We start from the raw sequence: 13,174 nt of genomic DNA, 5'->3' as shown, positions 1-13,174 counted from the left end.
CTCCTTAATGCAATCCAAAAACGTTCAACATGGTAGAAAGTTTGACGCCTGTTTCGCGCCACTCACCCAACGGTGACGACGCAGGCACAATCCCCGCTCCGGCAAACAGGCGCACCTGATTTTCCCGCAGCTTCGCGCAACGGATGGTCACCACCCATTCGCCGTTACCTTCGCTGTCACACCAACCCACAATGCCGCCAAACAGTTCGCGGTCGAACGGCTCCAGATCAGCAATAACCTGGGTCGCGGCCTGATGCGGGAAACCGCTCAGCGCGGGGGTCGGATGCAGCAGGCAGGCCAGAGTCAGTGCGTTTTCTTGCGAATTCGCTTTACCTTCAAAGGGAGTTGCGAGATGCCACAGCGTCGGCGTGGTGATCAATTGTGGAGAGGAGGGAACGTGTAACTCACAACTGCGTTCGCGCAGTACCTCTTTCATCGCCTGAGTCACTAGTTCATGTTCATGGCGATCTTTTTCTGACGCCAGCAGACGATTACCCGCTTCGCGATCGAGCACTTCATCCGGCTGACGACGCGCGGAACCGGCTAACGGAATAGAGCTAAAACGCTCGCCGTCTTTGCGCAGCAGCAGTTCCGGGCTGGCCCCGAGCAGAACGCCACCATCAGCCAACGGCACATGGAAGTTGTAACTAACCGGGTTTTGCGCAATCAACCGTTCCAGCAATACGCCGCTATCAATGGAGGCGTCAGTGGTGATATCAATCAACCGTGACAACACCACTTTGTCGACCTGCGGCGTGGCGGTAAGTGCGGCGGCGCGGGCAACCATCTGTTCAAACGTGGCTTGTTCCGGAATTGCCTGGCGTTCTACCACATTCAGCGACTGGCTGCGGGTGAAACGGCGTGCGGAAGCTTGTTTTTCCTGACGGGAGAACGACTGCCAGGATTCGGGAATATACAGCGATGAAGGCTGACGTGGATCGAAGGGAATCGCCCCGACCATCACCGGATTTTTAATGCCCTGCGCTTTGGCATCGGCAAACAGCGCGGCGAGTTTTTGCTGGAAGGGACTGTCGGGCGAATCCCCGTTCACAGCCGGTTCATCGAAGCGGGCGAAACATCCTGACGTCGTAAAACTGCGGTACGGCGACATAAAGAAAAAGCGATTGGGCGCAAGTGTTGCCATGGTCTGCTGTACTTCCTCAGCCAGTGACGTATCCATATCATCCTCCACAAAATGATAAAGGCTTTAATAATGATTATCATTTATATTTTCGGTCGCTAACCTAAAAGCAAACGCGCACTATGTCAACTCTTGAGGTAACGCAATCTGCAACTCAGGGTTGCATCTGGTTGTGGTTACAATGAAAATGAGAAGCATTAACTTCATTAATAACAGGACGCTGATTTGTGAGACTCGCCCCGCTCTACCGCACCGCTCTTCTACTAACAGGCTTTTTACTTTCAGGAATATCCGCAGTGCAGGCCGCCGACTGGCCGCGTCAGGTAACTGACAGCCGCGGCACTCATATGCTAGAAAGCCAGCCACAGCGCATCGTCTCAACCAGCGTCACGCTGACGGGTTCGTTGCTGGCGATTGATGCCCCAGTGATTGCCAGTGGTGCAACTACGCCAAATAACCGCGTAGCGGATGACCAGGGCTTTTTACGCCAGTGGAGCAAGGTGGCGAAAGAACGCAAACTGCAACGGCTCTATATCGGCGAACCGAGCGCCGAAGCCGTTGCCGCGCAAATGCCGGATCTGATTTTAATTAGCGCAACCGGCGGTGATTCGGCGCTGGCGCTGTATGATCAGCTTTCCACCATCGCCCCAACATTAATCATCAATTACGACGACAAAAGCTGGCAGTCGCTGTTAACGCAGCTTGGCGAAATTACCGGGCATGAGAAACAAGCGGCAGAGCGGATTGCACAGTTTGATAAGCAACTGGCGGCGGCGAAAGAGCAAATCAAATTACCGCCGCAGCCGGTCACTGCCATTGTCTATACCGCCGCTGCACACAGTGCCAATCTCTGGACGCCGGAATCAGCACAAGGGCAGATGCTGGAACAACTCGGCTTTACGTTGGCGAAGTTGCCCGCAGGCTTAAACGCCAGCCAAAGCCAGGGCAAACGCCATGACATCATTCAGCTTGGTGGGGAAAATCTGGCTGCAGGGTTAAATGGCGAGTCACTATTCCTGTTCGCCGGTGATCAGAAAGACGCCGATGCGATTTATGCTAATCCACTGCTCGCGCACCTGCCTGCAGTACAAAACAAGCAGGTTTATGCGCTGGGAACCGAGACGTTCCGTCTGGATTACTACAGCGCCATGCAAGTGCTGGAACGACTTAAGGCGCTGTTTTAAGCATTAATTGTCGGACGCTGTCACCTGCGGCGGCGTCTGGCGAAAACGCCGCAACTCCACCAGCACCAGCAACAACAACACGCCGATAATCAACAAACCAAAACCGCTCGCACTTGCGGAAGCAACCGGTGTCATCATCGCTCCCAAACCGCCCAGCAGCGCCGCGCCTATGGCATCGCCCGTCACGTTTTGCGCCGTCCACAAACCGTTAATCCTCCCTAACATCGCTTCCGGGGTTTGCGTTTGCAGCATTGTATATTGCAGCAACGAACTAACCGCGCTCAGCCAGCCGAACAGCGCCAGACAAACCACGCCTAAAATCCACATCGGCATCAGGCCAAACAGACCAATGGCGAGGAACGATCCCAGCGTGGAGAGCAGCATCAATAACCCTGGTCGCGCGCTATGTGCCAGCTTCCCACTGGTTAACGCGCCAATAGCCGCACCGAGCGGGATCGCCGCATAGAGAAAACCAATCTGTGCCGCCGACATCTGCCAGTTGGTAGCCAGCGCCGGATACAGTACCCGCACCGCGCTCGCCATCGTCAATAAACCACCCAGCAGCGCAATCCCTCCCACCAGCGGGCTGGCGAGCAGAAAACGAAATCCTGCCAGTAATGATTTCAACGGATGCTCACGCGGCTGCGGTGGCGGTGGCAACGCCGGAAGGCTTAACAACGGCAGCAGGGTAATAAACGTGCCCGCTGCCGCCAGCCCGTAGTTCCAGGCGACGCCGCCGGTCGCCAGCAGTAAACCGCCAATCATGGGCGAAATCACCGACCCCAGACGCACGGTCAACATGGTGATCGCCCCGGCCTGCATTAAGTTTTCACGCCCTACCAGTGCAGGTGTCGCCGCCAGTAGCGCCGTAACGCCAAGCGATGCGAAAAAACCATCCCATAATCCGAGTAAATAGATTGCCAGCAATGACGGCTCCGGCAGCAGCGCGTTCAGGCACAGTCCAATGAAGCCAATGCCACAGGTGCCGCGCGCCAGCAAAATCACTTTTTTGCGCTCATAGCGATCCGCCAGCACACCGCCGACCATCAGGCCAACAAACATCGCGCCGCCGGTCAGCGTCACCGAAAGCCCCACCTGCCAGGTAGAATGCGTCATCATCTGGATCTGCACCGGCACCGCGACGCCGAGCAACCCCAGAGACACAATTGAGATAAAACGAGCGAGGAATACTGCGCGAAACGCCGGGTGCGTTTTCAACAGGCTGAGGTTAAGCAGCCAGGATTGTTTATTCATTACAATGCCTTGCCATCAAATATTTTAAATACCTATTCTTAGGCTGCACATGCTAACATATCCAAATAAGATCGATAACGATAATTAATTTCATTATCATGGAAGTTCGTATGTCTGGTTCTGTTGCCGTGACACGCGCCATTGCCGTGCCCGGATTGCTGTTATTACTGATTATCGCGACGGCATTAAGCCTGCTCATTGGGGCAAAATCACTCCCCGCTTCCGTAGTGCTGGAGGCGCTCTCCGGCACCTGCCAGAGCGCCGACTGCACCATCGTGCTCGACGCACGACTGCCGCGCACCCTTGCCGGTTTACTGGCAGGCGGTGCGCTTGGCCTTGCCGGGGCGTTAATGCAAACCCTCACCCGAAACCCACTTGCCGACCCCGGCTTGCTTGGCGTGAATGCCGGAGCCAGCTTTGCCATTGTGCTGGGTGCGGCGCTGTTTGGTTACTCTTCCGCACAGGAACAACTGATGATGGCCTTCGCCGGCGCGCTGGTGGCGTCATTGATTGTTGCCTTTACCGGCAGCCAGGGCGGCGGGCAGTTAAGTCCGGTGCGTTTAACCCTGGCGGGCGTGGCGCTGGCGGCGGTGCTGGAAGGACTGACCAGCGGCATCGCTCTGCTTAACCCTGACGTCTACGATCAACTGCGTTTCTGGCAAGCCGGTTCGCTGGATATTCGTAATTTACACACCTTAAAAGTGGTGCTGATCCCAGTGCTGATCGCCGGAGCAACTGCGCTATTACTGAGCCGTGCGCTAAACAGTTTGAGCCTCGGCAGCGACACCGCGACGGCGCTGGGCAGTCGCGTGGCGCGCACACAGTTGATTGGTCTGCTGGCGATTACCGTGCTTTGTGGTAGTGCGACGGCGGTAGTTGGCCCGATTGCCTTTATTGGCCTGATGATGCCGCATATGGCGCGCTGGCTGGTAGGTGCCGATCATCGCTGGTCGCTGCCCGTCACGCTGCTTGCTACCCCTGCCCTGCTGCTGTTTGCCGATATCATCGGGCGGGTGATTGTGCCCGGCGAACTGCGCGTTTCTGTGGTCAGTGCCTTTATTGGTGCGCCAGTGTTGATCTTCCTCGTGCGACGCAAAACGCGAGGTGGTGCATGATTTACGTCTCTCGCCGATTAATCATCACCTGTTTGCTGCTGGTTTCCGCCTGTGTGGTTGCAGGTATCTGGGGATTACGTAGCGGTGCCGTCACGCTGGAAACCTCGCAGGTATTCGCCGCGTTGATGGGTGATTCGCCGCGCAGTATGACGATGGTGGTCACCGAATGGCGTTTGCCACGCGTGCTGATGGCGCTGTTGATTGGCGCGGCGCTGGGCGTCAGCGGCGCGATTTTTCAGTCGCTGATGCGCAACCCGCTCGGCAGCCCTGACGTAATGGGCTTTAACACCGGGGCGTGGAGCGGCGTACTGGTGGCGATGGTGCTGTTTGGTCAGGACCTGACGGCTATCGCACTGGCAGCAATGGTGGGCGGCATTGTCACTTCGCTGTTGGTCTGGCTGCTCGCCTGGCGTAACGGTATCGACACCTTTCGGTTGATTATTATCGGCATCGGCGTTCGCGCCATGCTGGTGGCCTTTAATACCTGGCTGTTGCTGAAAGCGTCTTTAGAAACGGCGCTAACAGCGGGTTTGTGGAATGCCGGATCGCTCAACGGCCTGACGTGGGCAAAAACCTCGCCCTCCGCACCCATCATTATATTGATGCTCATTGCCGCCGCCTTACTGGTGCGGCGAATGCGCTTGCTGGAAATGGGCGATGATACCGCGTGTGCGCTGGGCGTCAGCGTCGAACGCTCGCGTCTGTTAATGATGCTGGTGGCGGTGGTGCTTACCGCTGCGGCAACAGCGCTTGCCGGGCCGATTTCCTTTATTGCTTTAGTCGCGCCGCACATTGCCCGACGCATTAGCGGCACCGCTCGCTGGGGGCTGACCCAAGCGGCGCTGTGCGGGGCGCTGTTACTGCTGGCAGCCGATCTCTGCGCTCAGCAACTGTTTATGCCGTATCAACTTCCGGTTGGCGTCGTTACCGTCAGCCTCGGCGGTATTTACCTTATCGTCTTGTTAATTCAGGAGTCTCGCAAAAAATGACCGAATCAGTAGCCCGTTTGCGCGGCGAACAGTTAACCCTGGGATATGGCAAATATACCGTTGCGGAAAATCTGACTGTAGAAATACCTGATGGTCACTTCACGGCAATTATCGGGCCAAATGGCTGCGGCAAATCAACATTGCTGCGCACGTTAAGCCGCCTGATGACGCCTGCTCACGGGCATGTCTGGCTGGATGGCGAGCACATTCAACATTACGCCAGTAAAGAGGTTGCACGCCGGATTGGTCTGTTGGCGCAAAATGCTACCACGCCGGGAGATATCACCGTGCAGGAGCTGGTAGCGCGTGGGCGTTACCCGCATCAACCGCTGTTTACCCGCTGGCGCAAAGAAGATGAAGAAGCGGTAACGAAAGCGATGCAGGCTACGGGAATCACCCATCTGGCGGATCAAAGCGTGGATACCCTTTCTGGCGGACAACGCCAGCGAGCGTGGATCGCGATGGTGCTGGCCCAGGAAACGGCGATTATGCTGCTCGACGAACCCACAACCTGGCTGGATATCAGTCATCAGATTGATCTCCTGGAACTGTTAAGCGAACTGAACCGCGAAAAAGGCTATACCCTGGCGGCGGTGCTGCACGATCTTAATCAGGCCTGTCGTTACGCCAGCCATTTGATTGCATTGCGGGAAGGGAAAATTGTTGCTCAGGGAGCGCCGAAGGAGATTGTCACTGCTGAATTGATCGAGCGCATTTATGGTCTGCGCTGCATGATTATTGACGATCCAGTTGCCGGAACGCCGCTCGTGGTGCCGCTCGGACGAACGGCACCTTCAACCGCGAAGATTTAAACTAACCGACCATCCATCTCTATCATGGCATCCCGTTTTCTGGATGCCATCGCATAATGTAAAAGCACGCTACCGCAGGCAACTATGCCACCCATTAAGGCAGAAAGAATCACGATAATCGCCTTACCCGGGCCATCCTTTTTAACCGGTAATGACGGGCTTAATTGATATTTAAACGGAGTAAATTTAATGTCATCGATATTTGTTTTTGTTAATTTATCAACAAGATATTGACGATTGCGTAACTCACCATTCAATTCCGCAACATCCGTGACTGACTTTTCAATCTCCAGCTTACGCGCTATACCATCAGCACCGAGCGAAATAGAAAAATCAGGGTCATCTTTAACGGCCTGGCCATTGCTGTATACGGGCTTTTTAATTCCGGCAGCATTCGCAATATCCAGCGAATAATTGAGGCGCTGAATATCAGCATCAAGTTGGTTTTTGGTTTTAATGCGATCCTGGGCCAGTTTTTCTTTTTCAAACTGGGTTTTGATTTCCAGTTTATTACGTAGGTTTTCTATCGACTCTTTCACCACCAGAGCTGAGATGTAATCGATATAACCTGCCAATACTGTCTGCGCCTCTTCACGGGTTGGCGCGGTGAAACTTAACGTCCAGGAGGTATATAACGCGGACGGCTCATTTTTCTTACTGGCGTTGTCATCAACCGCTTTCATCTTCTCGCTCAATGTGACAATAGCCCGATGCAACTCCTGTTCATCAATTTTCGCCTCTTTCAATTGGTTCATAACATACGGCGATGAACGAAGATAATCTTCCAACAAACTAATGGACTGAAACTTCTTGATAAACAGGTTAAATGCTTCTGTACGATCAATTTTGATATCCAGATCCAGTACCCGAAGGTTAGTAAATATTTTCTCCAGATCTTGCCATTGAACAGGTTCTGCCGGCGTTACAACCGCCGCACTGGTCCATTTTTGCGGTAGGATAAATGACACCAGCAACCCGATACAGGCAAAGGCAAAAACGACAGCCATGATCTGTTTTTTTGCGTGCCATAAAACTTCGATAAGATTAAGTAAATCAATTTCATTATTACTGGCTGGCGCCAGATGATAATCGGGAAAATGCGAGTCGCTTTCCTGCTTAATATTCAGTGTTGACATACGGTATAACCTGAAAATGAGTCCAATGAGGGTAAATTTCCACGGCGCACACTTTACCAGTTGGTGAGAATTATCCGAAGCTGAACTTTGTAAATTCCACGCAGCAAACGCAATGTTTGGCGCATTTTCAGACAAACCACTCAGCAAATATTAATACAACAAATAACAAAATCCATAATTATTTATCGTAATTATGGATTTACATTTAAGATAAAGTTATTTATTTAGAGCAGCACGAATAATTGGTCCACTTGTTTCAAATGCTATTGGAGAAATAATATCCACATGCGCGCAATCCTGACGATAAATATCCAGCTCAGCTATCCACGGCGACCAGGCGCGTTCGGGGCTCATACTTTCCTGAAGTGTACGCTCCGCAACAAACAGCGTCGCTTTGCCATCAAACGGTTCACTATGGGCGGTGGTTAATAGCCGCACTGCATCAGCGTAGTTGCCTTCAATGGTGGTAAACAGCTCTGTCGACGCCGTTCCCTGCTGGGCTGCCATGAAGGCTTCGCGCTCGCGGTTAATCTCCGCCAGCACTTCCGGGTCCAGACCATTAGCTTCTTTTTCCTGCCAGTTTTGCGTTTCTGGCGGCCAGGTATCCAGCAAACCTAGAAATGCCACTTGTTCGCCACGGGTACGCAGTCGCGCCGCAATGCCCTGCGCCAGCGTCCCCCCCAGCGAATACCCCAGTAGGTAATAAGGACCGTGCGGTTGTTGTGCCAGCAACGTTGCCAGATGCGCTTCGCAGACTTCATCCAGGTTTGCCGCCGTCTGCATGGGTCCATGAGGGCGCGGCGACTGAATGCCGATAATCGACCATTGTGGATCGAGATAACGCGAGAGCACGCTAAACTGCCAGGCAAAACCGGATGCCGGATGGAAACAAAACAGCGTCGGGCCATTACCTTCACGCAACGGCAGAATGGTTTCGAATCCCATGCGCCGGGAGCTGTCTTCTTCACCATCAATAATCGTTGCCAGTTTAGCGACTGTTGACGCGACCATCACCTGCCCCGGCGTCACCTGGCGGGCAAACTGCCGACTTAACTGCGCTGCCAGTTTCATTGCCAGTAGCGAATGACCGCCAAGCGCAAAGAAATCAGCATCGGCATCCTGCACGTCACAACCCAGCAACGACGAGAATGCCGCGGCGATAATCGTTTCACTGCCCGCTTTCGGCGCACGCCCCGGCGCTTGTGCCTTCAGTTCAGGCAACGGTAAGGCTTTGCGATCCAGTTTGCCATTGGCGCTAAGTGGTAACTGTGGAAGTTGCAGCAGAACCACGGGCACCATATGCGGTGGCAATGTTTCGCGAAGCTGCGCCTGCAATGCGCTGGTATCCAGCGGCAGGCCTGATTGCGACACCAGATAGCCCACCAGTTGACGCGCATCACCACCAGTGGCTGCCGCCTGGTTAATCACACAGGCATGAGTAACGGCCTGTTCGACATCCGGCAGCGCCTGCATCACGCGGTCGATTTCGCCCAGTTCGATACGCTGCCCGCGAATTTTTAGCTGATCGTCACTGCGCCCGAGGTACTCCACCGCGCCGTTATCCAGCCAGCGGGCAACGTCTCCGGTACGGTACATCCGTTCACCTGGGGCAAAAGGATCGGCAATAAAGCGGCTGGCGGTCAGATCGGGTCGTCCAAGATATCCTTGCGCCAGTTGAATACCAGTGAGATAGAGATCACCCGCCACACCCGGCGGCACCGGATGCATCATCGCATCGAGAATGCGCAGGCCCGTGTTCCACACCGGATAACCAATCGGCACGCTGCTGCCGCGCACCTGTGCCAGTTCCTCGCCAAAAGCCGGATACCAGCTGACATCTACCGCCGCTTCCGTCGGGCCATATAGATTATGCAACGGCACGCCGGTTAACTGTTGCCATTCACGGCATAAATCAGCCGGTAAGGCTTCACCACTACAGAAAACCTGTTTCAACGTCGCGCAACTCTGGCGAGCGGTTTGCGGCGTCAGCGAGGCAACAAATGCCGCCAGCATCGACGGCACAAAGTGCGTGGTCGTTACGCCATATTCGGCAAAGAATTGCTGCATAGCGAGCGGGTCGCGGTGCGCTTCCGGTTCAGCCATCACCAGTTTAGCCCCGGCAATAAACGGCCAGAAAAACTCCCACACCGAGACATCAAAACTGCACGGCGTTTTTTGGGCAACGACATCTTCGCCTGTAAGCGGATAATGATTTTGCATCCAAAGCAGGCGGTTGACGATAGCCGTCTGCCCGACCATTACCCCTTTCGGCCTGCCGGTGGAGCCAGAGGTAAAGATGATATAAGCCGTGTGATGCGGTTGTGAAAGTTGCAGCAGCGCACTGCCCTGTGCGGTAAGCGGGGCGTTATAGCAAAGGCTGGTTAAATCAGGAACATCGGCAAAGCGCGGCAGTTGATCGTCGGTGGTGATTAACAGCGACGGACGCGCATCTTCCAGCATCATTTTCAGGCGATCGTCCGGATAGCCGGTATCCAGCGGTAACCAGGCCGCACCTGCTTCAACAATCGCATGTAGCGCCAGGGTCAAAAAGACCGAGCGCGGTAATGCCACCGCCACGCTGTCGCCCGGTTTAACGCCGCGCTCACGCAGCAGATTCGCCAGCGCCACCACCTGCTCGCGCATTTCCCGATAGCTGAACTGGTAATACGCATCTGCCAGCGCCGGAGCATCCGGTGTTTTTGCCGCTTGCTCTGCCACCAGCGCACTAAGCGTGGTTTCTGGAATCTCAACCTGAGTGGCGTTGATCTGCGCCAGCTGCGCATACTCACCTGGCAGCATAATATCGACATCGCCGCACAACAGCGCCGGATCCGCGGCGAACTGGGCAATCAACATTTTCAGGCGTTCAGCATGCTGGATTAACGTTGGCTCATCGTAACGCTGTTTATTGGCGAGGATCTCAATACTCAAATCACCGTGTTCATCCGGGAACAGCGCCAGTTCAAGGTCATTAACCGGACCGGTTGCCAGGGTATGGGTTTGCGCCTGAACACCAGGAATATCCAGTTGGTAATCAAATACCTTGATATTGAGTACCGGACCGAACAGCGGTTCATCACCTGCCGCTCGCCCGCTGTCACGGACAATTTGTTCGGCATCGTAACGTTGATGACGACGCATTTTTTTCAGTTGTGCTGCCAGTCGGGTTGCCAGTTCCGGCAGCGTTTCTTGCGCTTCAATGTGAATTCCCAACGGTAAAACGTTGAGCACCGGCCCGGTGGCGGTCAGGGCTGCCGATCCCATGCGGCGCATAAAGATAAATCCGGCGGCGTAGTCCATGCGGTTGCACAATCTCCCCAGCCACAAAGCCGTCAGCGCAAGGGCTAAATCGGTACGCTGCACACCTGAAAGTTGCGTAGCCAGCTGGCGGAATTCCCCGTCGGTAAATTCCAGTTTCAGGCGCAGAATATCTGCCGAAGCGCTACGCCCCGGTAAAGGTGCCGGAGAAAGTGACGCGGGCGGTGGCAGTTGACGACGCTGTTCCGCCCAGAATGCCGCATCACGCTGCCAGGCTTCGCTTTCGCGGTATTGCTGGTACTCTTCCACTACATCAGCGAAAGGCGTAAACGGCGAAGCAGGCGTTGGTTCGCCACGCAGCCATGTGCAGTAAATGTTGGCGATCTGGCGGGTAATGGCCGGGAAACTGAAGCCATCGACCAGCAAATGGTGATAACGCTGATACCAGTACCAGCGGTTATCCGCCACCTGTATCAACTGATGAAAGACCAGTGGTTTACCGCTATCGACGCGCAGATCTTGTTGCAAATCCGCCTGCATTAATGCCCGCGCAGTACCGTGCGGATCAATGTTGGTTCGCAGGTCGATAATTTCTGGCAGTTCGAACGTCAGCGCATCATCGACCCATTGCCAGACTTCGCCGTTATCTTCCGTAAAACGCATCCGCAGCGTATCTGCTTGCGCTAATCCGGCAACCACCGCGCGGGCCAGTAATGGCACATCAACCTCTCCGGTTAACTCAACGTAATGCGCCACGCTCCAGGCGGAGGGTAAATCCGACAGTTTTTCTGCCATCCAGATGCCGGGCTGTGCAGCGACCAAAGGTAAATGCTGGCTCATTGCGCCTCCTGCAACTGGGTGAAATTCGCCGGTGTCAGAGTACGCCAGTGGGCTTCCAACCACTGCTGGCAGGACTCTTGTGACTGCGGCTGACACACAATGTCCCAGCCTGCCGGTAAGGCGCATTGTTGCGGCCACAGACTGAATTGCCCCTGCGCATTGCGCAAAATGTAAAACGCTCCCTGTGGATCATCGAAGGGATTACTGAATGCCATATTCAACTCCTGTCATGGAAAAGTGGTTGCCAGAGGTCGATTAGCCCCTGCATCAAGCCACCGCGCCAACAAAGCGCATCATGTCCGCCGTCAACCTGACGGCAGAAAATGGATTCTTTTATGGGGTGTAATTGCGCATACAGCGCCTGATTGGCCCGCATGATCATCGGCTCGCGAATACCCGCTTCCAGCACAATGCGCAGACCTTCGGCGCTAACTTCACCAGATTTTAGCTTTTCAAGTAACACGCCCTCTTGCTGCCCGCCCCGATGCGGCCACCAGTACGATCCTGACTGGCTTAATACACAGCCAAAGCGTTCAGGCCAGTGCAGTCCGGCATACAGCGCGGAAAGCCCACCAAAACTCTGCCCGGCGACCACGGTGCGATCGGCGCGATCGCTAAAAGGGGCAATAGCTTTCACCAGGGGTAATAACTCTTGCTGTACTGCCAGCCAGAAATCGGCATTACACGGCAGTTCGTGGGCGCGGTGCGTGGTGTCGATAGCGTCGATCAACACATACACGGCGGGAGGAAGTTGCTGACGATGGGTCAGCGAAGTCAGCACAGGCCAGACGGGCATACTCTGCGCCCAAAATTCGCCATCGAGCAAAACTGCCAGCGGGCGTTCTTCTGCTGGTACATCGCCGGTGGTAAAAATCCATACACGCCGTGAATTTTTCAACCGTTCACTTTTCCAGATAATTTCTTTGGCAGGCGTTTCTGGCGCTTGCGGACAATCCCAACCCGGTTGCAGGGGCGCTTGCGGCATTTCGAGTGCAGAAACAGCGTGCCCTCGCCCGCCTTTCCAGCTTTGTGGATTCAGCGGATCGGCTATCGCCTGGGGGAGTAATTTTTGCCATCCCTCGCGTAACTCGAGGCGATCAGGGGATGGTGCAGAAAAAATGTCATCGCGTTCGGTGGGAATAAAGCAGTAGCTGCCGCGCCATTCGGCATTGAGTTGTGTCGTCCACTGCCAGACGTTGGTACCTGCAATTCGCTGCATCGACTGGGGCTGGCTGTTCTGATGGTGATCGGTGACGCCAGTAATGTAGACCCATACGCGCTTTATCGTCGAGCAGTCTTCAGAACCTTGTGGATCACGCCACCAGAAAGTGACCTGATACATTTCGTCATTAAGACGCTGCCATTCCGGGCCATGTTTCGACTGCCACCAGCTATCACTTCCCACCTTTAACGCCGCCACATCATAACCTTATGTTTATTGTGAT

At 54.7% G+C, this 13,174-nt stretch carries 10 protein-coding genes; 4 read left to right on the top strand and 6 right to left on the bottom strand.

Annotation, left to right across the window (positions count from 1 at the left end):
• Nucleotides 1-4 precede the first annotated feature (4 nt).
• Nucleotides 5-1,180 (bottom strand): isochorismate synthase EntC, encoded by a 1,176-nt coding sequence (entC, locus tag D9736_RS14625; RefSeq protein WP_130258594.1) that lies wholly within the window; start codon nucleotides 1,178-1,180, stop codon nucleotides 5-7.
• A gap of 188 nt (nucleotides 1,181-1,368) precedes the next feature.
• Here entC and fepB point away from each other — a divergent pair, with 188 nt between their 5' ends.
• The gene (gene fepB, locus D9736_RS14620) at nucleotides 1,369-2,325 is read left to right on the top strand and encodes a Fe2+-enterobactin ABC transporter substrate-binding protein (RefSeq protein WP_130258593.1); all 957 of its coding nucleotides are present in this window, start codon (nucleotides 1,369-1,371) and stop codon (nucleotides 2,323-2,325) included.
• A 3-nt stretch (nucleotides 2,326-2,328) separates the two neighbouring features.
• Here fepB and entS read toward each other — a convergent pair whose 3' ends face one another.
• Complete coding sequence (gene entS, locus D9736_RS14615) at nucleotides 2,329-3,579, bottom strand: enterobactin transporter EntS (RefSeq protein WP_130258592.1); 1,251 nt, start codon at nucleotides 3,577-3,579, stop codon at nucleotides 2,329-2,331.
• Nucleotides 3,580-3,689: 110 nt separating this feature from the next.
• Here entS and fepD point away from each other — a divergent pair, with 110 nt between their 5' ends.
• The 3 genes from fepD to fepC are packed head-to-tail and all read left to right on the top strand — an operon-like array spanning nucleotide 3,690 to nucleotide 6,495.
• Entirely contained in the window at nucleotides 3,690-4,694 is a 1,005-nt protein-coding gene (fepD, locus tag D9736_RS14610; protein WP_130258591.1) for a Fe(3+)-siderophore ABC transporter permease, read from the top strand.
• Nucleotides 4,691-5,683 carry an iron-enterobactin ABC transporter permease gene (fepG, locus tag D9736_RS14605; RefSeq protein ID WP_130258590.1) on the top strand — a complete coding sequence of 331 codons (993 nt, stop codon included), beginning with the start codon at nucleotides 4,691-4,693 and terminating at the stop codon, nucleotides 5,681-5,683. The genes fepD and fepG overlap by 4 nt, the downstream gene beginning before the upstream one ends.
• Nucleotides 5,680-6,495 (top strand): iron-enterobactin ABC transporter ATP-binding protein, encoded by an 816-nt coding sequence (gene fepC / locus D9736_RS14600; RefSeq protein WP_000140646.1) that lies wholly within the window; start codon nucleotides 5,680-5,682, stop codon nucleotides 6,493-6,495. Before fepG ends, fepC begins: the two co-directional genes overlap by 4 nt.
• Here fepC and wzz(fepE) read toward each other — a convergent pair.
• The 4 genes from wzz(fepE) to fes all read right to left on the bottom strand — a co-directional run bounded on the left by wzz(fepE) (nucleotide 6,492) and on the right by fes (nucleotide 13,149).
• A complete protein-coding gene (wzz(fepE), locus tag D9736_RS14595) occupies nucleotides 6,492-7,631 on the bottom strand; it encodes an LPS O-antigen length regulator Wzz(fepE) (protein WP_130258589.1) in 1,140 nt (379 codons plus the stop codon). The genes fepC and wzz(fepE) overlap by 4 nt on opposite strands.
• Nucleotides 7,632-7,847: 216 nt before the next feature.
• Nucleotides 7,848-11,729 (bottom strand): enterobactin non-ribosomal peptide synthetase EntF, encoded by a 3,882-nt coding sequence (gene entF, locus D9736_RS14590; protein ID WP_130258588.1) that lies wholly within the window; start codon nucleotides 11,727-11,729, stop codon nucleotides 7,848-7,850.
• A complete protein-coding gene (gene ybdZ, locus D9736_RS14585) occupies nucleotides 11,726-11,944 on the bottom strand; it encodes an enterobactin biosynthesis protein YbdZ (RefSeq protein ID WP_000885782.1) in 219 nt (72 codons plus the stop codon). The genes entF and ybdZ overlap by 4 nt, the downstream gene beginning before the upstream one ends.
• A gap of 2 nt (nucleotides 11,945-11,946) precedes the next feature.
• Complete coding sequence (gene fes / locus D9736_RS14580) at nucleotides 11,947-13,149, bottom strand: enterochelin esterase (protein ID WP_130258587.1); 1,203 nt, start codon at nucleotides 13,147-13,149, stop codon at nucleotides 11,947-11,949.
• Nucleotides 13,150-13,174: the final 25 nt, after the last annotated feature.

Origin of the sequence: Escherichia sp. E10V10 (assembly GCF_004211985.1) — a bacterium.
Classification (GTDB): Bacteria; Pseudomonadota; Gammaproteobacteria; order Enterobacterales; family Enterobacteriaceae; genus Escherichia.
The sequence above is the reverse complement of the archived record's forward strand: the minus strand, read 5'-3'. Positions and strand labels throughout refer to the sequence as shown.

What these genes read in the sequence shown, in the direction of transcription:
- fepD (WP_130258591.1), top strand. Translation starts at nt 3,690, where the DNA reads ATGTCTGGTTCTGTTGCCGTGACACGCGCCATTGCCGTGCCCGGATTG.
- fepC (WP_000140646.1), top strand. Translation starts at nt 5,680, where the DNA reads ATGACCGAATCAGTAGCCCGTTTGCGCGGCGAACAGTTAACCCTGGGA.
- ybdZ (WP_000885782.1), bottom strand. Translation starts at nt 11,944, where the DNA reads ATGGCATTCAGTAATCCCTTCGATGATCCACAGGGAGCGTTTTACATT.
- fepG (WP_130258590.1), top strand. Translation starts at nt 4,691, where the DNA reads ATGATTTACGTCTCTCGCCGATTAATCATCACCTGTTTGCTGCTGGTT.
- entS (WP_130258592.1), bottom strand. Translation starts at nt 3,579, where the DNA reads ATGAATAAACAATCCTGGCTGCTTAACCTCAGCCTGTTGAAAACGCAC.
- entF (WP_130258588.1), bottom strand. Translation starts at nt 11,729, where the DNA reads ATGAGCCAGCATTTACCTTTGGTCGCTGCACAGCCCGGCATCTGGATG.
- entC (WP_130258594.1), bottom strand. Translation starts at nt 1,180, where the DNA reads ATGGATACGTCACTGGCTGAGGAAGTACAGCAGACCATGGCAACACTT.